At 65.0% G+C, this 20,495-nt stretch carries 15 protein-coding genes; 7 read left to right on the plus strand and 8 right to left on the minus strand.

Annotated features, from left to right (window positions below):
• The 4 genes from KIT53_RS02875 to KIT53_RS02890 form a co-directional block, all read right to left on the minus strand.
• The gene (locus tag KIT53_RS02875) at window positions 1–663 is read right to left on the minus strand and encodes an energy transducer TonB (RefSeq protein WP_366521888.1); all 663 of its coding nucleotides are present in this window, start codon (window positions 661–663) and stop codon (window positions 1–3) included.
• Between the two features lie 274 nt (window positions 664–937).
• On the minus strand, window positions 938–2,062 hold the full coding sequence (locus tag KIT53_RS02880; protein WP_297747341.1) for an alpha-hydroxy acid oxidase: 1,125 nt from the start codon (window positions 2,060–2,062) through the stop codon (window positions 938–940).
• A complete protein-coding gene (locus KIT53_RS02885; RefSeq protein ID WP_297747344.1) occupies window positions 2,059–2,745 on the minus strand; it encodes a Fe2+-dependent dioxygenase in 687 nt (228 codons plus the stop codon). Before KIT53_RS02885 ends, KIT53_RS02880 begins: the two co-directional genes overlap by 4 nt.
• Before the next feature lie 28 nt (window positions 2,746–2,773).
• On the minus strand, window positions 2,774–5,014 hold the full coding sequence (locus tag KIT53_RS02890; RefSeq protein WP_297747346.1) for a TonB-dependent siderophore receptor: 2,241 nt from the start codon (window positions 5,012–5,014) through the stop codon (window positions 2,774–2,776).
• 293 nt (window positions 5,015–5,307) lie between these two features.
• Here KIT53_RS02890 and ahpC point away from each other — a divergent pair, with 293 nt between their 5' ends.
• Both ahpC and ahpF read left to right on the plus strand, forming a co-directional pair.
• Window positions 5,308–5,871 (plus strand): alkyl hydroperoxide reductase subunit C, encoded by a 564-nt coding sequence (ahpC, locus tag KIT53_RS02895; protein ID WP_297747349.1) that lies wholly within the window; start codon window positions 5,308–5,310, stop codon window positions 5,869–5,871.
• A gap of 94 nt (window positions 5,872–5,965) precedes the next feature.
• Complete coding sequence (ahpF, locus tag KIT53_RS02900; protein ID WP_297747352.1) at window positions 5,966–7,561, plus strand: alkyl hydroperoxide reductase subunit F; 1,596 nt, start codon at window positions 5,966–5,968, stop codon at window positions 7,559–7,561.
• 39 nt (window positions 7,562–7,600) lie between these two features.
• Here ahpF and KIT53_RS02905 read toward each other — a convergent pair whose 3' ends face one another.
• The 3 genes from KIT53_RS02905 to KIT53_RS02915 form a co-directional block, all read right to left on the minus strand.
• Window positions 7,601–9,331, minus strand: coding sequence for a cation acetate symporter (locus KIT53_RS02905; protein ID WP_297747355.1), 1,731 nt, complete (start codon window positions 9,329–9,331; stop codon window positions 7,601–7,603).
• A complete protein-coding gene (locus KIT53_RS02910; protein WP_297747358.1) occupies window positions 9,328–9,636 on the minus strand; it encodes a DUF485 domain-containing protein in 309 nt (102 codons plus the stop codon). The genes KIT53_RS02905 and KIT53_RS02910 overlap by 4 nt, the downstream gene beginning before the upstream one ends.
• Window positions 9,637–9,782: 146 nt before the next feature.
• Complete coding sequence (locus tag KIT53_RS02915) at window positions 9,783–10,604, minus strand: pyruvate, water dikinase regulatory protein (RefSeq protein ID WP_297747361.1); 822 nt, start codon at window positions 10,602–10,604, stop codon at window positions 9,783–9,785.
• Between the two features lie 165 nt (window positions 10,605–10,769).
• On the opposite strand from KIT53_RS02915, the gene ppsA reads away from it, so the two are divergent.
• The 5 genes from ppsA to KIT53_RS02940 all read left to right on the plus strand — a co-directional run bounded on the left by ppsA (window position 10,770) and on the right by KIT53_RS02940 (window position 18,862).
• The gene (gene ppsA / locus KIT53_RS02920; RefSeq protein WP_297747364.1) at window positions 10,770–13,169 is read left to right on the plus strand and encodes a phosphoenolpyruvate synthase; all 2,400 of its coding nucleotides are present in this window, start codon (window positions 10,770–10,772) and stop codon (window positions 13,167–13,169) included.
• Window positions 13,170–13,305: 136 nt separating this feature from the next.
• The gene (locus tag KIT53_RS02925) at window positions 13,306–13,518 is read left to right on the plus strand and encodes a hypothetical protein (RefSeq protein WP_297747367.1); all 213 of its coding nucleotides are present in this window, start codon (window positions 13,306–13,308) and stop codon (window positions 13,516–13,518) included.
• A 9-nt stretch (window positions 13,519–13,527) separates the two neighbouring features.
• Window positions 13,528–16,284 (plus strand): sensor histidine kinase, encoded by a 2,757-nt coding sequence (locus KIT53_RS02930; protein ID WP_297747370.1) that lies wholly within the window; start codon window positions 13,528–13,530, stop codon window positions 16,282–16,284.
• A complete protein-coding gene (locus tag KIT53_RS02935; RefSeq protein WP_297747373.1) occupies window positions 16,281–16,655 on the plus strand; it encodes a response regulator in 375 nt (124 codons plus the stop codon). The genes KIT53_RS02930 and KIT53_RS02935 overlap by 4 nt, the downstream gene beginning before the upstream one ends.
• Complete coding sequence (locus KIT53_RS02940) at window positions 16,652–18,862, plus strand: exonuclease domain-containing protein (protein WP_297747376.1); 2,211 nt, start codon at window positions 16,652–16,654, stop codon at window positions 18,860–18,862. Before KIT53_RS02935 ends, KIT53_RS02940 begins: the two co-directional genes overlap by 4 nt.
• Before the next feature lie 9 nt (window positions 18,863–18,871).
• Here the strand turns inward: KIT53_RS02940 and KIT53_RS02945 are convergent, their stop codons facing one another.
• Window positions 18,872–20,356: a DUF294 nucleotidyltransferase-like domain-containing protein gene (locus KIT53_RS02945; protein WP_297747379.1), complete on the minus strand. Its 1,485-nt coding sequence runs from the start codon at window positions 20,354–20,356 to the stop codon at window positions 18,872–18,874.
• Window positions 20,357–20,495: the final 139 nt, after the last annotated feature.

Genomic DNA, 20,495 nt, shown 5'->3' on the forward strand with positions numbered 1-20,495 from the left:
TCAGGATGGCTTGATGTTGAAGCGGATGGGCACGGTGACCCACATGGCTTCCGGCACGCCGGCACGCTTGCCGGGCACGAAGCGCCAACGCATCACGGTCTGCTGCGCCACCTCGTCTAGCCGCTCGTAGCCACTGGACTTGAGGATGTTGGCCTGGGAGGGTGAGCCATCGGCTTGCACGAAGACATTGAGGGTTACCGTGCCCTGTTCGCCCAGCCGCTTGGACAGCGGCGGGTAGGGAGGACTGGGGTTGCTGAGGTAGGCGGCATTGGTGGACGGCAACTCGATGCGCGGCGGGGCGGGCGGTGCCGGTGGAGCGGGCGGCGCCGCGGCCACGATGGGCTCCGGGGGCGCAGGTGGCGCCGGAGGGCTGGGTGGTACCACGGGGGCCAGCGGTGAAGGTTCGGGCGTGGGCGCGGCCACGGGCTGAGGTTGCGGAGGCGCGACCGGCTTGGGCCGCGGTTTGGGCGGCTCGGGCTTGGCCACGGGTGGCGCTGGCGGCACGGGCTCGACCTTGGGCTGCGGGGGCTCGATCAGCTCGGCCATCACCTGGACCGGAATCACCAGCTCGACCGCGCGACGGAGCAAGCCGGACTGCAGGGCCCAGAGCGCCAGGACGTGAAAGCCCACCACCGAGGCCACGATAGCGATGCGGCGGTTCACGCGAGGGGAGTCTGCGTGCTGCATGGGCGAGAGAGGCGGCGCAGCGCTGGCGCTGAGGGGGAGCATGAGTGTAGCGGTGGTGTTGTGTCAGGAACGCAGGACCCACCACAGCGCGACCAGCAGCAGCATCAAACTGCTGCCCAGCATCAGGAGTCCTGTCATGGTCAGTGGTCCTTTCATGGTCGGGCGGTGGAGTTCTTATTCTAAACGAGAATTCTTCGCATTTACTTAATTGACGAAAGAATCGCGTGAAGTTTCTCTTCTGGCGCGGATTTCAATCTCTGGCGATCACGTTCGCGGCCTGGTCGAGCGTGCGGCAACCGGTCAGGGCCATGGCGATTTCCAGTTCGTCCCTCAGCAGACGCAGGACGTGGGCCACACCGGTGGCGCCGGCATTGGCCAGGCCATGCAGCACGGGCCTGCCCACCATGACGGCCGAAGCGCCCAAAGCCATGGCCTTGAGCACGTCGGTGCCACGGCGGATGCCGCCATCGACGAGCACCGGCACCTCGCCTCGCGTGGCGCTCACAACGGCCGGCAGAAGCCGGGCGGTGGCGGGCATGGTGTCCAGCGTGCGGCCGCCGTGGTTGGAGACGATCAGGCCTTGGGCTCCTGCATCGATGGCCTGCCGGGCGTCGTCCGGATGCACAAGGCCTTTGAGCAGCACGGGCAACCGGGTGATCGAGCGCAACCAGCCGATGTCATCCCAGGTTGGGGCGTGGCACATCAGGCCGTCGAACAGGGCGCTCTGACCCGCCTGCAGAGGTGGTCCGGCCGGCAGGGTCAGTCCGGCGAGATTGACGGCCGAGATGTCTGCCGGCAGGCTGAACTGGGCGCGTCGCTCCTGGTCCCGGGCGCCTTGCACCGGCGCGTCAACGGTGAGGACCAGGGCCTCGAAGCCCGCGGTCTCGGCACGCTGGACCAGTTCACGCACAAAGCCCCGGTCTGGCTGGAGGTAGAGCTGGAACCACAACGGTCCCCGTGAGGGTTCTGGCAGGTAGATCCTGGCCACGTCCTCCAGGCGTGTCGATGCCTGTGTGCTCAGCACCAGACCGGCGCCCAGGGCGGACGCCGCCAGGGCCGTTGCCTGCTCGCCATGGGGGTGCACGAGCCGCTGGTAGGCGGTGGGCGCAACCAGAATGGGGTGTGCCCATTCCCGGCCAAGCAATGGCACGCGCGTATGGCCACCGGCCAGCGGACGCAGCACGCGTGGAAGCAGCTCTATCTGCTGCCACGCGGTCTGATTGGCGCGCAGGGTGATTTCGTCGGCCGCTCCACCAAACAGGTAGGCACGCACCGCACGGTCCAATTGGCGCTCGGCGTGCCGTTCGTGGTCGGCGAGACTGACCAGGCCTTCAGGCAGCGTCGAGTACGCTGGTGGCGGGGAAGCCGGTTTCATGTATCGGCCCACAGCCGCAGGAGGTTGTGGTAGGTGCCGGTCAAGGCCGTGGTTTCGGGTGTTTCGCCCAGGCGCTGGCGCAAGGCGAGCAGGTTCATGTCGAGGTCGAACAGCAGGCGCCGGTGCTGTTCGCTGCGCACCATGCTCTCGATCCAGAAGAAGCTGGCCACGCGTGCTCCGCGGGTGACGGGTTCTACGCGGTGCACGCTGGTGCCTGGGTAGATCACCATGTCGCCCGCCGGTAGCTTGATGCGTCGCTCGCCGAAGCTGTCCTGCACCACGAGGTCTCCGCCGTCGTAGTCGGCGGGGTCGCTCAGGAACAGGGTGCAGGAGATGTCGCTGCGCACCCATTGCTGTGGGGCCTTGGAATGCAGCACGGCGCCATCGACGTGGGCGCCGTAGGTGTTGGTGGTCCCGCTGTAGCGGTTGAACAGCGGGTTGAATATCTTGCGCGGCAAGGCCGCGGAAAAGAACAGCGGGTCCTTCTGGACGGCACCCAGGACCAGCTCGCGCAACTGGCGCGCGTGTTCGCTGTCCTGGGCAAGCTGTTCGTTGTTCTTCTGTGTCTGAGCCTGGCTGCCCGCACTGCTGCGACCATCGATCCATGGTGCCTGGTCGCCCAGCAGGGAGCGGGCGGTCTGGAGTTGCTGTGGATCGAGGATGTTCCTGAGGTGCAGAAGCATGATGGCGTGGCGTGCGGGCTGGCCGGGATCAGAACATTTTCTTGAGCGAAACCTGGATGCTGCGTGCGGCACCCGGTACGTAGAAGCCGCGGTACAGCGAGTCGGCGTACAGCTCGTTGGTCAGGTTGGTGACGTTGAGCTTGATGACGGTGGAATCCGTCAGCGTGTACTCCGCCATCGCATCGACCGTGGTGAAGCTGTCTGCCGTGACATGGCGCGCACCTTCCGGATTCTGCTTGCCGCGGTAGTTCAGGCCGCCGCCAATGCGCAGTTTGGGCGTGACCAGGTAGGTCGTCCAGAGGCTGGCGCTGTGCTTGGGCGTGAGGCCTGGGCGGTCACCCTGCACCTGCGCGCCGGTGCCTGCGTTGTTGAGCGCGACATTGCTCTTGTCGATCTTCGCGTTGGGGATCCAGGTGTGGTTGTAGAAGATCTCCCACTTCGGCGTGATACGGCCGGCGAGGTTGAACTCCATGCCAGCGGCGTGGCGCTTGCCCGACAGCAACTGTTGCGTGGACGCGGTGTCCGGGTCGGTGTTGCGTTCGTTGTACTTCTCCGAATAGAAGAACGCGGCACCCAGTGAGGCGCGCTTCTCGAACAGTTCGAACTTGCTGCCGATCTCCAGATTGCGGCTTTTCTCGGGCGGGGTGTTGGCGTCTTTGGTGTTCGGTGCGCCTGGGGTGAACTGGTAGGTGTCGCCCGAGGTATTGAACGAGGTGCCGTAGGAGATGTAGTAGGAGGTGTTCTCGTCCGGTTGGAAGAGCGCACCCACGCGCGGGCTCCAGAGGCTGGCCGAGACGCTGTTGGCCACGCCCGCGTTGGTCACGTACGACGCCTTGAAGTTGTCGTGGCGCAGGCCGCCGATGAGCTTGAACTCGGACGTCAGCGACACGGTGTCCTGGATGTACAGACCCAGGTTGCGCGCATCAAAGGTGTTGAAAGGCGGTGCGCCACGCGTATCGGCGCGCGAGTCACCGTCGTTGGGCGTGCCGACCAGGGTGGTGAGGCCGCTGTTGCCTCCGGGGAAGTTGTTGGCCCGCTTGGCGTCTTCCTGGTAGATGTCCACCCCCGCGATCAGGTCGTGCTTCTTGCCCAGCGCCTCGAAGCTGTTGACGTAGTCGCTTTGGATCTGCGTGGTGTCGCTGATGCCGACGCGACCTTTGGCGGTGCGGCCCAGGACGGTGTTGGGGCCGAGTGTGTTGATGGACGCGGCGACGCCGCCGGGTTGCTCCGCCGCCGGGCGGAAACCGATCACGCTGGCCCAGAGGTCGCGCTCATAGCGACCATGGCGCACCCGGGTGGTCAGGGAGCTCTGGCGGTCGAAACGGTAGGTGTGGCTGAAGGTGGCGTAGTCGGCCGAGGTATCCAGGTGGTCGCTGGCCAGACCGTAGTAGTTGCGCGCAGGCAGCGTCGGCACGATGACGCCGTTGCTTAGGAACCAGGGGTGGTTGTAGGTCGGCTTGCTCTCGGATTCGAGGTGGTAGAAGCCGATCGAGAACTCGTTGCGCGTGCCGATGCCCCAGCGGTAGGTGGGGGCGATGCCGCGCTTGTTCAGCTTGGCGCCGTAGTTGTCGGCGGTGTGCACCATCGCGTTGAGGCGGAAAGCCGAGTCTTCGCTCAGCATGAAGTTGAAGTCGCCGGTCAGGCGGTGCTCCTTGCCCGTGCCAAAGGTGTAGTCGACCTCGTGCTGGTCCAGCAGGTACGGCTGCTTGCTCACCTGGTTGACCACACCGCCGGTGGATCCCTTGCCGAACAACATCGAGGCCGAGCCCTTGAGCACCTCGACACGGTCGTTGTTGAACGTGTCGCGTTCGTAGAGCGCGCCGTCGCGGATGCCGTCGGTGTAGATGTCGCCCGACTGCTGGAGGGAGAAGCCGCGCAGGCGCACGTCTTCTTCACCGGTCTCGCCGGCCTGGAAGGTCACGCCAGCGGTGGTGCGAAGCACCTCGCGGAAGTCATCGAGGTTGCGGTCGTCCAGCAGGCGCTCGGTCATCACCGTCACGGACTGCGGAATGTCGCGCAGTGCCTGCGTGCCTTTGCCGATGCGGGTATTGGTCGTGCGCAGCTCGTTCTTGGTCTGGGGCACCTCGGCCGACTCGGTCACTTCCACTGTTGGCAGTGTCACCGTGGCGGTCGTGGGGGCCGTCTGTGCCATGGCGCCGACCGAACCGGCGAGCAGCATCGCGCCCAAGGGAAGCAGGGTGGCCTGGGAGGCCGGTTGAAGAGGGGAAGAGGTGCGCGCGGGGCGCTGACGGTGTTTCCGCTGGGACATGGTTGCAACGAGGGGAGGGCGGTTTTCGGCTGGCTGCAACGCGTCGCGCGTCATGGCTGGCTGGAGCTCTTGATCATAAATCAAACAAGAACAATTCGCATTAATATGTAAAAACTCATAGCAAAAGACATGCAACTGCTGTGGCGCGAGAGACTCAGTCTCAATGCTGCGGAGCAACAAAATCTATGACATCCATAGTAACTATCAATTCAAACTATTGATAGTTTTGAGCTATGATTCTTCCGTCGCCTTCCTCTCAAGGCGCTTTTTTCTCAACTCCACAAGGAAAGACCATGTCCCTCATCAACACGACCGTTCAGCCCTTTTCCACCACCGCCTTCCACAACGGCAAGTTCGTGCCGGTGTCCGATGCGAGCCTGCGCGGCGAGTGGTCGGTCCTGATCTTCATGCCCGCAGCCTTCACCTTCAACTGCCCGACCGAAGTGGAAGATGCCGCCGACAACTACGCCGAGTTCCAGAAGCTGGGCGCCGAGGTGTACATCGTCACCACCGACACCCACTTCTCGCACAAGGTGTGGCATGAAACCTCCCCCGCCGTGGGCAAGGCCAAGTTCCCGCTGGTGGGCGACCCCACGCACCAACTGACGCGTGCTTTTGGCGTGCACATCGAGGAAGAAGGCCTGGCGCTGCGCGGCACCTTCATCATCAACCCCGAAGGCGTGATCAAGACCGCCGAGATCCATGACAACGCGATTGCCCGCGACGTCAAGGAAACCCTGCGCAAGCTCAAGGCCGCCCAGTTCGTGGCCAAGAACCCTGGCCAGGTCTGCCCGGCCAAGTGGCAGGAAGGCGCCAAGACCATCGCTCCGTCGCTGGAACTGGTTGGCAAGATCTGATCCCCGTTGAGGGTTTTGCGTTGAGCGTTGGGCGCATCGCGCCCAGCGCTCCTCGCAAAGCGCTGAACATCGAACGCTCAACCAAGGAGTTCCCATGCTTGACACCACCATGAAGACCCAGCTCCAGGGGTATCTGGAGATGCTGCGTCAGCCGATTCGACTGATCGCCTCGCTGGACGACAGCCAGGGCTCGCAGGAACTGCGCGAGTTGCTCCAGGAGATCGCAGGCCTCTCGGACAAGGTGACCTTTGACGAGAGCGGCAATGACGCGCGCAAGCCGTCCTTTCTCATCGCCCGGGAAGGCGAGTCGACCGGCGTGCGCTTTGCCGCGATACCGCTGGGCCATGAGTTCACTTCGCTGGTGCTCGCTTTGCTGTGGACCGGTGGACATCCTCCCAAGGTGGAGCAGGCCACGCTCGATGCCATCGATGGGCTTCGGGGCGATTTCCGCTTCGAGGTGTACATGAGCCTGTCCTGCCACAACTGCCCGGACGTGGTGCAGGCGATCTCGCTGATGGCGATCCGCAATCCTGCCGCCGTGAAGGCGGTGGTCATCGACGGCGTGCACTTCCAGCAGGAAGTGGAGCAGCGCCAGGTGATGGCCGTGCCCATGGTCTTTCTCAATGGTGAGGTGTTCGGCTCCGGCCGCATGACGCTGGAGGAGATCGTGGCCAAGCTGGATGTGAATGCCGATCAGCGCGAGGCCGAGAAACTCAATGCCAAAGACGCCTTTGACGTGCTGATCGTCGGTGGCGGCCCAGCGGGTGCGGCAGCGGCGGTGTACGCCGCCCGCAAGGGCATCCGCGTGGGCGTGGCGGCCGAGCGGTTCGGCGGCCAGGTCAACGACACAATGGCGATCGAGAACTACATCAGCGTGCTCGAGACCGATGGCCCGAAGTTCGCGGCAGCTCTGGAGGCGCAGGTGCGCCACTACGACGTGGACATCATGAACCTGCAGCGGGCCGAGAAGCTGGTGCCCGCAACCGGCCCCGGCGAGTTGGTGCAGGTGCAGATGGCCAACGGTGCCACGCTGCGCGCGCGCAGCGTGATCCTGTCCACCGGTGCCCGCTGGCGCAACGTGAACGTGCCCGGCGAAGCCGAGTACCGCAACAAGGGCGTGGCTTACTGCCCGCACTGCGATGGCCCGCTGTTCAAGGGCAAGCGCGTGGCGGTGATCGGGGGAGGCAACTCGGGTGTGGAAGCCGCTATCGACCTGGCCGGCATCGTGCAGCATGTGACGCTGATCGAATTCGCTGATGCGCTCAAGGCCGATGCCGTGCTGGTGAGCAAGCTCAAGAGCCTGCCCAACGTGGACATCCACATCAACGCGCAGACCACCGAGATCACGGGAGCGGACGGCAAGGTCAATGGCCTGTCCTTCAAGGACCGCGTGAGCGGCGAGACGCGCCATGTGGAACTCGAAGGCGTGTTCGTGCAGATCGGTCTGGTGCCCAATACCGAATGGCTCAAGGGGACGGTCGAACTGAGCCGCTTCGGCGAGATTGTGGTGGATGCCAAAGGACACACGAATCTGCCGGGCGTGTTTGCCGCCGGTGACTGCACGACGGTGCCTTACAAGCAGATCGTGATCGCGGCAGGAGAAGGGTCGAAGGCTGCCCTGAGTGCCTTTGACCACCTGATTCGCCAGCCGCTGGTGGCGAACGAGACACCTCAGGCCGTGCCGGCCTGAGGCTTCGCCCCCGGTTGGCACCGGGGGCGAGAGACGGCATCAGTGACCGGATGCGCCAGCTGCGCCGATGCCGGTCTCCGAGCGAACCTGTTGTGCAAGGAAGCCTGCGCGGTCAATGCCCGCGCGGCGGCTGCGGTCCAGCACCGAGAACAACCAGATGCCGACAAACCCGATGGTCATGGAGAACAAGGCCGGCGAGGTGTAGGGAAACAGAGCCGATCCCTTGGGGTTGCCCAGGGTCGCTTCCCAGACAGACGGCGACACGATGGTCAGCGCGACCGAGGAGACCAGCCCGAGAAAGCCCCCGATCACCGCGCCGCGGGTCGTGCAGTCTTTCCACAGCACGCTCATGAACAGCACAGGGAAGTTGGCGGAAGCCGCGATGGCGAAGGCCAGCGACACCATGAAGGCGATGTTCTGCTTCTCAAAGGCGATGCCCAGCACCACGGCCACCAGGCCCAGCGCGATCGTCGTGAGCTTGGAGACGCGCAGCTCGGAGGCGCTGTCGGCCTTGCCCTGCTTGATCACGGTCGCGTACAGGTCATGAGAAACGGCCGATGCGCCCGACAGCGTGAGACCCGCCACCACAGCCAGAATGGTCGCGAAGGCCACGGCGGAGATGAAGCCCAGGAACACGTTGCCGCCCACGGCGTTGGCCAGATGCACCGCTGCCATGTTGCTGCCGCCCAGCAGGCCGCCCTTGGCATCCAGGAACTCGGGGTTGGTCAGCACGAAGGTGATGGCACCAAAGCCGATGATGAAGGTCAGCAGATAGAAATAGCCGATCCAGCCGGTCGCCCACATCACGGACTTGCGCGCTTCCTTGGCGCTGGGCACGGTGAAGAAGCGCATGAGGATGTGCGGCAGACCTGCGGTGCCGAACATCAGGGCCATGCCGAAGCTGATCGCCGAGATCGGGTCCTTCACGAAGTTGCCAGGGCCCATGATGGATTGCCCCAGCGTGGCGGCCGCTTCGGCGGTCTTGCCATCCTTGAGCGCCAGGTCCTCCTTGATCTTGACCGCGCCGGCGAACATGGCTTCGGGGCTGAAGCCGAAGTGCCACAGCACGGACAGCGCCATGAAGGAGGCGCCACCCAGCAGCAGGCAGGCCTTGATGATCTGCACCCAGGTGGTGGCCGTCATGCCGCCGAAAAGCACGTAGACCATCATCAGCGCGCCCACGATGACCACGGCGATCCAGTACTCCAGGCCGAACAGCAGTTTGATCAACTGGCCCGCGCCCACCATCTGCGCGATCAGGTAGAACGCCACCACCACCAGCGTGCCCGATGCGGCGAAGATGCGGATGGGCTTCTGGTTGAAGCGGAATGCCGCCACGTCGGCAAAGGTGAATTTGCCCAGGTTGCGCAACCGCTCGGCCATCAGGAAGGTGATGACCGGCCAACCCACCAGGAACCCGATGGAGTAGATCAGACCATCGAAGCCGCTGGCCATCACCGCCGCGGAGATGCCGAGGAAAGAGGCCGCGGACATGTAGTCGCCCGCGATCGCCAAGCCGTTCTGGAATCCGGTGATGCCACCACCGGCGGTGTAGAAGTCGGACGCCGAGCGCGTTTTCGCGGCAGCCCATTTGGTGATGTAGAGCGTGGCCAGCACGAACAGGGCAAACATGCCGATCGCCGTCCAGTTGGTGGGTTGTTTCTGCGCCTGCCCCAGGTCGGCACCTGCGGCCCAGACCGCCATGGAAACGGCAGACAGGCTCAGCAGCGTCAGCATCCTGCGCACGGTGTTGCGGGACATGATGTTCATTTCAGCACCGCCTTGTTGATGGCCTGGGAGAGATCGTCGAATTCGCTGTTGGCGCGTCTGACGTAGAACGCCGTGATCACGATGGTGAACACGATCACCCCAAAGCCGATCGGGATGCCCAGCGTCATCACGCCGCTGCCCAGGCGCTGGGCCAGCAGGGACTTGTCGAAGGCCACCAGCAGGATGAAGCCGTAGTAGACGACCATCATGGCAGCGGTGAGCCACCAGCCAAATCGCGAGCGCCGTGTCTTCAGTTGCTGGTAGTAGGGATTGCTCGCAATGCGTTGAGCGAGTTCGTCGTCCATGCCTGTCTCCATGGTTGTTTCGGTGGCATGGAGCGTAGGCGCGGGCTCTTACGGCCCACTGACCTCGGACTGACGCAAAACTGACCGGGCTCTTAAACCGGCGTCAGGAATGTCGCTGCGAAGACGATCGCCCTCTGCAACGCGGCTCAGTACTCCAGCCGCTCCGGTCGGATCTCCTGCAGGATGGTGGTGGCGATCTCCTCGATCGACTTCGTGGTTGTCGACAGCCATCGAATGCCTTCGCGGCGCATCATCGCCTCGGCTTCCGCCACCTCCATGCGGCAGTTATCCAGCTGCGCATAGCGTGAGTTGGGACGGCGCTCGTTGCGGATCTCGCTCAGGCGCTCGGGCGCGATCGTCAGGCCGAAGATTTTCTTGCGGTGGGGCACCAACGCGGGGGGCAGCTTGCGCCGTTCGAAGTCCTCTGGGATCAGCGGGTAGTTCGACGCTTTCAGGCCGTACTGCATGGCCAGGTACAGAGAGGTGGGCGTCTTGCCGCTGCGGCTCACCCCCACCAGGATGACGTCCGAGCCCTCCAGGTCCTTGTGGCTTTGCCCATCGTCGTGAGCCAGCGAAAAATTGATGGCCTCGATGCGGTCGTGGTAGGCCTGGCTCTTGGAGGCGTCCGAGAAACGCCCGACGCGGTGGTTCGACTTGATGCCGAGTTCGTTCTCCATGGGTTCCACGAAGGTGCCGAACATGTCCAGCATCATGCCTTTGCAATGCGACTTGAAGACGTCCAGCACGTCCATGTTCACCACCGTGGTGAAGACCAGAGGGCGCCGACCTTCCAGCTCGGCCGTGTGGTTGATCTGCCGCACCGCCTGATGGGCCTTGTCCACGCTGTCCAGGAAGGGCAGGCGCACGCGTCGCACCGTGATCTCGAACTGGGCCAGAAGGGCGTTGCCGAAGGTTTCGGCGGTGATGCCGGTGCCGTCTGAGATGAAGAAGACCGTTCTGTTGGGCATGAAGGGCGCGTCCTTACAATACTGAGTGTCGTGTTTCGGGGCATTATGGATTCAAGCGCCGAGACACCTGTTTCTGCGTTCCTGCCCGGTGCCTGACCCACAACAGAACCACAGGTCTTGCGATTGGCAGGGACTCCCCCGGTTTTTCAACCTTAGGAGCTTCCCATGTCCAACCTGTTTGGCGCGACCGATCTGGTCGTTCCGTTCGAGAAACTGAGAATGAGCGATGTCGAGGCGGTCGGCGGCAAGAACGCCAGCCTCGGCGAGATGATTTCGCAGTTGCCCTCGGGCGTGAAAGTGCCCACCGGCTTTGCCACCACGGCCCATGCCTTCCGCGAATTCCTGCGGCACGGCGGGTTGACCGAGCGCATCAACGCGCGTCTGTCCGCGCTGGACACCGAGGATGTCCGCGCCCTGGCCGCAGCCGGTGCCGAGATCCGGGGCTGGGTCGAGGCCCAGCCGTTCCCCGCCGATCTCGAAAAAGCCATTCGTGAGGCTTTTGTCACGCTCAGCGCGGGTAACGACAAGGCGTCCTTTGCCGTGCGTTCTTCGGCCACTGCCGAGGACCTGCCCGACGCGTCTTTTGCGGGGCAGCAGGAGACCTTTCTCAACGTGGTCGGCATCGAGGATGTGCTGCACAAGATGAAGGAGGTGTTTGCCTCCCTGTACAACGACCGCGCCATCAGCTACCGCGTGCACAAGGGCTTCGCCCATGCCGATGTGGCGCTGTCTGCCGGTGTGCAGCGCATGGTGCGCTCCGACCTGGGGGCCGCCGGTGTGATGTTCACCATCGACACCGAGAGCGGTTTCGAAGATGTGGTTTTCATCACCTCCAGCTATGGCCTGGGTGAAACGGTGGTGCAGGGCGCCGTGAATCCGGACGAGTTCTATGTCCACAAGCCCATGCTCAAGGCCGGCAAGCGGGCCGTGATCCGCCGCAACCTGGGGTCCAAGCTGATCCAGATGGTGTTCAGTTCCCCGCAGGAAAAAGCCGAGACCGGCAAGCTGGTCAAGACGGTGGACGTGCCCGTGGAGCAGCGCAACCGCTACAGCCTGACCGAGGCCGATGTGGAGCAACTGGCGAAGTACGCCCTGGTGATCGAGCAGCACTATGGCCGGCCCATGGACATCGAGTGGGGCAAGGACGGCGCCGACGGCCAGCTCTACATCCTGCAGGCGCGGCCGGAGACGGTGAAGAGCCAGAGTGCAGGCAAGACCGAGGTGCGGTACAAGCTCAAGGGCAAGGGCGCGGTGTTGGCCAGCGGCCGCGCCATCGGCCAGAAAGTGGGCACGGGGCCGGTGCGCCTGGTGCACAGCATCGGCGAGATGGACAAGGTGCAGCCGGGCGACGTGTTGGTGACCGACATGACCGACCCCAACTGGGAGCCGGTGATGAAGCGTGCCAGTGCCATCGTCACCAACCGCGGCGGCCGCACCTGCCACGCGGCGATCATTGCGCGCGAGCTCGGCATTCCGGCAGTGGTGGGCTGCGGCGACGCGACCGAGAGCCTCAAGGACGGGACGCTGGTCACCGTGAGCTGCGCCGAGGGCGACACCGGCAACATCTACGACGGCCTGCTGGAGACCGAGATCACCGAGGTGCAGCGCGGCGAGATGCCCGCGATCGACGTGAAGATCATGATGAACGTGGGCAACCCGCAACTGGCTTTCGACTTTGCCCAGGTGCCCAACGGCGGCGTGGGTCTGGCGCGCCTGGAGTTCATCATCAACAACAACATCGGCGTGCATCCCAAAGCGATCCTGGATTACCCCAGCGTCGATGCCGATCTGAAGAAGGCTGTGGAGTCCGTGGCGCGTGGCCATGCGTCGCCCCGTGCGTTCTACGTGGACAAGGTTGCCGAGGGCGTGGCTACCATCGCCGCGGCTTTCTGGCCCAAGCCCGTCATCGTGCGTCTGTCGGACTTCAAGAGCAACGAATACCGCAAGCTCGTCGGCGGCAGCCGCTACGAACCGGAGGAAGAGAATCCGATGCTGGGTTTCCGCGGGGCCGCGCGGTACGTGAGCGAGGATTTCCGCGAGGCGTTCGCCATGGAATGCGAGGCGCTCAAACGCGTGCGCGAGGACATGGGGTTGACCAACGTGCAGGTGATGGTGCCTTTCGTGCGCACGCTGGCCCAGGCCGAGCGGGTCACGCAGTTGCTGGCCGATCGAGGACTGCGCCGTGGCGAGAACGACCTCAAGGTCATCATGATGTGCGAGATTCCCAGCAATGCCGTGCTGGCGCGCGAGTTCCTGAAGTTCTTTGACGGCTTCTCCATCGGCTCCAACGACCTGACGCAGCTCACGCTGGGCCTGGACCGGGATTCCGGACTCGAACTGCTGGCGCACGACTTCGATGAGCGCGACCCGGCGGTCAAGGCCATGCTGTCCATGGCCATCGGTGCCTGCAAGGCCGAGGGCAAGTACGTTGGCATTTGCGGCCAGGGGCCGAGCGACCACCCGGACTTCGCCCAGTGGCTGCGTGACGAAGGCATCAGCTCCATCTCGCTCAACCCGGACTCGGTGGTGGACACTTGGCAACTGCTGGCTTCCACGGGCGGTTGAAGCTACGGCCTGTGAAGGCCTGATGGACGGCGGGGCCCAGCCCCGCCGTTTTTTTTCGGCGGTTCGCGGGGCGAGGTCGTGCACAATCGGCCGCAGGCAGGCGGCTGCGCCGACCTCGCCGCAAGAGGAGACCCGCATGTTCCAAGGTCTTGCCGCCCAGCGCCTGGTGGCTCTGTTTTTCGCTGGCTGGGCCTTGCTCAGCTTTCCGCTGCTTGCGCTGTGGGACCACGATGTGCAGGTCTGGGGGCTGCCGCTCTTTCCTTTGGCCCTGTTCGTGATCTGGGGTCTGTTGATCGCGGCGCTGGCCTGGGTGGTGGAGCGCGATACAGACGCCGACGCTGTCGATTGAGGCCACGCCATGCTTCCTGCGCCCCTGGTCGTTGGCGTTTCGTTCGCCTACCTGCTGCTGCTGTTCGCGGTAGCGCATTGGGCCGACACGCGCGCCACCCAGGGCCGCTCGGTCATTGCCAGTCCCTGGATCTACGCGCTGTCGCTGGCGGTGTATTGCACCGCATGGACCTACTTCGGCAGTGTGGGCCGGGCCGCCACCTCGGGTGTCTGGTTTCTGCCCACCTACCTGGGTCCCACGCTGGCCATGCTGCTGGCCTGGATGGTGGTGCGCAAGATGGTTCACATCGCCAAGACGTGGCGCATCACTTCCATCGCCGACTTCATCGCCAGCCGCTACGGCAAGAGCCCACTGCTGGCAGGCATGGTGACGCTGATCACGGTGGTGGGCATCGTGCCCTACATCGCCCTGCAGCTCAAGGCCATCGCTAGTGGCTACGCCGTGCTGACTTCGCCGCCAGGGCAACTCCTGTCGCAGGAAGTGCATTGGTGGAACGACGGCACTTTCTACGTTGCGCTGGCGTTGGCCGGCTTCACCATTGTCTTTGGCGCACGGCACCTGGACAGTACGGAGCGCCATGAAGGCATGGTGGCTGCCATCGCCTTCGAATCGGTGATCAAGCTGGTGGCTTTCCTGGCCGTAGGCCTGTTCGTGGCATTCGGTCTGTTTGCCAGTCCCGCGGCGTTGTTCGCCCAGGCGCAGACGGTGGCGGAGCTGCGTCCCCTGATGCAGTTTGGCGATGGCCAGCCCCATGTGTACGCGCAGTGGTTTGGCCATACCCTGCTGGCCATGCTGTCGGTGGTGTTTCTGCCGCGCCAGTTCCAGATGATGGTGGTGGAGAACGTGGACGAGCGGCATCTGCGGCGCGCGGTCTGGGCCTTTCCGCTCTACCTCTTGCTCATCAACCTCTTCGTGCTGCCCATTGCCTTGGGCGGCCTGCTGCATTTCGGTTCCGGTGCGATGAATCCCGAGACCTTCGTGCTGTCGCTGCCGCTGTCCCAGGGGCAGCACGCCCTGGCGTTGTTCGCCTTCGTGGGCGGGCTGTCCGCGGCGACCGGCATGGTCATCGTGGAGGCGATCGCCGTATCGACCATGGTCTGCAACGATCTGGTGATGCCGCTGCTTCTGCGCATGCGGCGTTTCGGCGTGCGGGCCAGCAGCGACCTCACCTCCCTCTTGCTGACCATCCGCCGCCTGTCCATCCTGGGCATCCTGCTGCTTGGCTATCTGTACTTCTACCTCGCGGGCGAGGCCTATGCGCTGGTGAGCATCGGCCTGATCAGTTTTGCCGCGGTGGCGCAGTTCGCGCCGGCCACGCTGGGCGGCATGTACTGGAAGGGCGGCACGCAGGGTGGCGCATTCACAGGACTGTTGCTGGGCTTTGCCTTCTGGACGTACACGCTGATGCTGCCGTCCCTGGCCAAGTCGGGCTGGCTGCCGGACGCCTTTCTGTACCAGGGCCCTTGGGGCCAGGCCTGGCTCCGGCCCGAGGCGTTTCTGGGGTTGACCGGGTTGGACAACATCACCCACTCGCTGTTCTGGAGCCTGCTGGCCAACCTGGTGGGCTACGTGGGCGTCTCGCTGTGGCGTCCGCCGAGCGCACGCGAGACCAGCCAGGCGCTGCTGTTTGTCGATGTGTTTCACCGTGCGCCGGAGGCCCGGCCGGTGTTCTGGCAGGGCAAGGCCCAGGTCTCGGCCCTGTTGCCGCTGGTGGGGCGCTTCCTCGGGCCGGATGCGGCGCAGCGCCTGTTCGCGGGCTATGCCCGGCGCGTGGGCGCCGGCCACATCGACCAGATCCCGGCGGATGCGCGCCTGGTGCACTTCGTGGAAACCCAGCTGGCCGGCGCCATCGGCAGCGCCTCGGCGCGCGTGATGGTGGCCTCGGTGGTGGAAGAGGAGACGCTGGATCTGGACGACGTCATGCGCATACTGGACGAGGCCTCGCAGTTGCGTGCCTACTCGCATGCCCTGGAAGACAAATCGCGTTCGCTGGAGCGCGCCACGGAGGAGTTGCGGGAAGCCAATGAACAGCTCAAGAGCCTGGACCGGCTCAAGGACGACTTCATGTCTTCCGTCACCCACGAATTGCGCACACCTTTGACGTCGATCAGGGCGCTGGCGGAACTCATGCGCGACGATGAGAACATGGAGACCGTGCAGCGTCAGCAATTCGTTGGCATCATCGTGGCCGAAACAGAACGCCTGAGCCGGCTGGTGAACCAGGTGCTGGACATGGCCAAGATCGAGTCCGGTCACGCGGAGTGGCACAACACCACGCTGGACCTGCGAGAACTGCTGGAACAGGCGGCGCGCACCATGGTGGAAACTTGCCGCGAAGCCGGCGTGACGCTGGTCCTGGACCTGCCGGAACGGGTGCGGCCCATCCGCGCCGATGCCGACCGCCTCACCCAGGTGGTGCTCAACCTGCTGTCCAACGCAGCGAAGTACGCGCCGCGTGGCACCGGGAGGGTGGTGCTCAGCCTGAGAGAGGACGGGCAGGGGGTGTCGGTGGAAGTGCAGGACAATGGTCCCGGCATTGCCCAGGATCAGCAGGCCATGGTGTTCGAAAAGTTCCGGCAGGTGCAGGGCGACGCCCATTACCGCCCTGGCGGCACTGGCCTGGGCCTGCCGATCAGTCGGCAGATCGTGGCGCATTTCGGCGGTCGCATGTGGCTGCGCTCCACCCCGGGAGCCGGTGCCACGTTCGGGTTTTTCCTGCCGCACCGGCCGGTGGACGATGCACAAGAACGAGGAGACCGCGTGTGAGCACCAAGATCCTGATCGCCGATGACGAGCCCAACATCCTGATCTCGCTTGAGTTCCTGATGAAGAGGGAGGGCTACGAGGTGCTGCTCGCGCGGGATGGCCAGGAGGCCATCGACACCATCCTGCGCGAGCGCCCTGCGCTGGTGCTGCTGGATGTGATGATGCCGGTGAAGACCGGGTTCGATGTCTGCCACGAGGTCCGCAACAACGAGGCCCTGCAGGCGACGCGCATTCTGATGCTCACGGCCAAGGGCAGAGATACCGATGTCGCCAAGGGTCTGGCCCTGGGGGCCGACGCCTACATGACCAAGCCTTTTTCGACCCGCGACCTGGTGCAGAAGGTCAGGGAGATGCTGGAGCCCTCGGCATGAAGGAGCGCCGGCTCTGGCTGGGTACGACGGCCGCGGTGCTGGGCGTGGCGGCCTGGCTGGGCTTCCTGCTGTTCATGGCCTGGTCCGCCTTGCGGGAGGTGCAGCGGCAGCGCCTCGCGCCCTTGTTGGCGGAGGCCTGGCGGGAGTCCGCGGTGGTGATGGCGGTGGTGACGGTGGCCGGCGTGGTGTTGGTGGCCATGGCCGTGCGGGCGCTGTTGCGCCACTTCGCTGAGCCCGCGGCTCGCCTGGCCGAGGAGGCGCGTGTGCTGGCGGCGTCTGAGGTGGAGCGCCCGCTGGGCGCGCAAGGGCCATCTGAGATCCGTGCGCTCGCCGACGTGATCAACCAGCTCGTGACCCAGCGCTCGCGCCTTAAGACCGAGATGGACGCCCGGGTGCTGGAGAGCAGCCGCAGCATCGAGCAGGAGCGCATCCGCCTGGCCGCTCTCATGGCGGAGCTCACGCAGAGTGTCGTGGTCTGCAACCTGGATGGACGCATCCTGCTCTACAACCAGCGCGCAAGGGCGCAGTTCCGTGCGCTGTCCCTGGCGCCTTCGGTGGCCGGTGGCGCGGAGTTGATCGGACTGGGCCGCTCCATTTACACGGTGTTTGACCGCAAGCTGGTCACGCACGCGCTGGAAAACATCCAGCAGCGCATGTTGCGCGGCGTCGAGGAGCCTTCCGCACAGTTCGTCACCACCACTGCTGCCGGCCAGTTGCTGCGTGTACAGATGGCACCGGTGCGCACGGTGCAGGCCATGAGCTTGCCCAGCACCGTTGACATGGTGGCAGACCGTGCCGATCTGAGCGGGTTCGTCCTGATGCTGGACAACATCACCCGCGCGTTCGAAGCCGAGTCGGCCCGGGACCAGGTGATGCATGCGCTGACCGAAGGCAGCCGTGCCGCGCTGGGCAACATGCAGGCTGCCTTGGATGTTCTGGAGTACCCGGACCTCGATGCGGCCGCACGGGAGCGCTTCCAACGGGTCATCCGCGAGGAAACCCGCGCGCTGGCGCAGCGCGTGGCTTCGCTGGAGGCGGACGCGGCGCGCGCCTTCATGACGCGCTGGCCGCTGGAAGACATGCTGGGCGTGGACCTGGTTGCTGCCGCCATGCGCCGCATAGAGACCGTGACCCGCCTGCAGGCGAGCACGCTGGAGGTTGATGCCGCGCTGTGGCTGCGGGTGGAGAGCTTCTCGCTGCTGCAGGCCCTGGTCTACCTGTCGGGCCGCCTGGCCGACGAGTTCGAGGTGCGCTTCGTTCAGCTTCGCCTCGCGCCCGCGAGCGGCAGTCCGGGCAAGGCGCACCTGGATCTGGTCTGGTCGGGGCAGGCCATGAGCACCGAGACCGTGATGAGCTGGGAAATGGACGCCATGCGCGTGGGGGGCGAAGCCACGCCGCTGACGGTACGTGATGTGATCGAACGTCATGGCGGGGCCTTCTGGTTCGAGCGCGAGCGCACGCGGCACCAGGCCTTCTTCCGGCTGTTGCTGCCCATGGCCGAACCGCGCGAGCGCCTGCCCGCTCCCAGTCTGGTCCGGGGGGAGAGCCGGCCCGAGTACTACGACTTTGACCTCTTCAGGACGACCGAACAGACCCGCTCGCTGGACGAACGTCGGCTGTCCGACCTGGTCTATACCGTGTTCGACACCGAGACCACGGGGCTGGACCCGGCGCAAGGGGACGAGATCATCCAGATCGGCGCCACGCGCATCGTCAATGGCAAGCTGCTGCACCAGGAGTGTTTCGAGCAACTGGTCGATCCGCAGCGGGCGATCTCGGCCGCCTCCATTCCCATTCATGGCATCACCCAGGACATGGTGATGGGGCAACCCAGCATCGAAAAGGTGTTGCCGGCCTTTCACGCCTTCGCCCAGGACACCGTGCTGGTGGCGCACAACGCCGCCTTCGACATGCGCTTCCTGCAGCTCAAGGAGAAGGCGACCGGCGTGGTGTTTGAACAACCGGTGCTGGACACGCTGTTGCTCTCCGCCGTGATCCATCCCAACCAGGCATCCCACCGCCTCGAAGCCATTGCCGAACGCTTCGACGTGCCGGTCATTGGCCGCCACACGGCGATGGGCGACGCCATGGTGACCGCGGAGATCTTCATCAAGCTGGTTCCCCTGCTGGCCGAGCGCGGCATCGTCACGCTTGGCCAGGCGCGCGAAGCGGCGCAGCAGAGCTACTACGCGCGCCTCAGGTACTGAGGCGCAAGCTCACAGCCGTCCGCCACCGAAGCGCTGCTCCAGCAGGTCCTGAACGTCGCGGACCACGCGCAAGGCATCACGCAGCTGGGTGCGCTCGAAGTTGGAGTGCGCGCGCGGGTCCAGGTGGTTGTCGGGAGCCTGGCCCTCGGCCATGAGCCGCGCCTGATGGCGTATGCGCAGCGTGGCCAGGAACTCGAGTGCGTCGCGCAGGTCGCGCGTGTCCTGCTCGCTCAGCACCGCCCCCTCGCCTGTGGCCTGCAGCCGCTCATGGCTGCCTATGGCGGCATCGCCGATGGCCAGGGCATGGATGCGCGCGATATCGACGATGGGCGCAATGCCATGGAGCTTGAGGTCGATGGTGCCTTTGTGCTCGCCGGTGCGCGCCGTCTGCAGCCGGCCAAACCAGCCCAGCGGCGGGCGCCGCCCCAATGCATTGGCCACGAGATGCGCCAGCAGCAGGGTGTTGCCACGCGAGCGGGCCAGCACTTGCGTGCGCAACCGCTGCAGCAGCGTGGCCTGCCCGTGTACGCACCGCATGTCGAAGAAGACGCAGGTCAACATGAGGGCCGTGGGCTCGGGTTCGTTGGTCCAACTGGCGAAGAGTGCCGCCCACTGCGCCAGCGGCAGCCGCCACGCCGGGTTGCTCGCCATCATGTCGCCGGGGCAATAGACGTAGCCGCAGGCGTTCAGGCCATCGCACACAAAAGCCGCCAGTTGCCGGAAGTAGTCGCCGTGCCGTGCTTCGTCGTAGGCGTCGTCCAGCACCATGCAGTTGTCCTGGTCGGTCTTGGCGGTCTGCTCGCAACGCGCCTGTGAACCCGCGGCCACCCAGGCGTATGCCACCGGCGCGGGCCCCAGCCTGGCCTCGCCCAGTTGCAGGAGGCGGATGGTGAGGGCGTCGGTGATCGTGGTGACGATGTGGCCGGTGGCCAGAGCCGAAGCGTCTGCGTCCACCAGGCTCTGCAGCAGCCTCCGTACGGGGCCGCTGGCCTGGCGCAGGCCTTCCACGCTGGTCTGGCGATGGATGTTGCCCGCCAGGTAGATCGCGGACGTGTTGTTCGGCTCGTTCAGGTCGTTGGCGGTGACCATGCCCGCGATGCGTTGCCCATCCAGTACAGGGACGTGATGGATGTTGTGACGCGTCATGAGCAGCATGGCCTCGAGGGCCGGGCTGTGCATGTCCACAGAGAAGGGGGCCAGGGTGGCAATGTCGGCGATGGGCCGCTCCGGATCCAGCCCCGCTGCCAGTACGCGGTTGCGCAGATCGCGGTCCGTCACCAGGCCAAACAGCAGGCCCTGTTCAACGATGATGACCGAGGAGACGCGCTGCTCCCGCATGCGCTGCGCGGCCTCCCGGATGCTGGCCTGAGGTGGCAGGGTCACCGGATCGCGCCGCAACAAGGCATGTATGGGCGTGTTCATCAGCCCCAGCGCGGGATCGCTGGCGGTGGTGGGCGGCAAGGCTCCGGGGGCGTCTGGGGAATGGGCGTCCATGAGCGGATGACGAACACATCGTCTATGCGAACGAGTACTTTGGTCATCCTACACGGGCGCGCAGGCTGGTTTTCCGGGTTTTCCCTCACAGGGTTTGACCTGCCTCAAGACCTGCATGCGTCCGTTTGTAAGAAGTCGG

This window comes from Hydrogenophaga sp., from assembly GCF_026125785.1.
In the GTDB taxonomy this organism is placed as follows: Bacteria; Pseudomonadota; Gammaproteobacteria; order Burkholderiales; family Burkholderiaceae_C; genus Hydrogenophaga.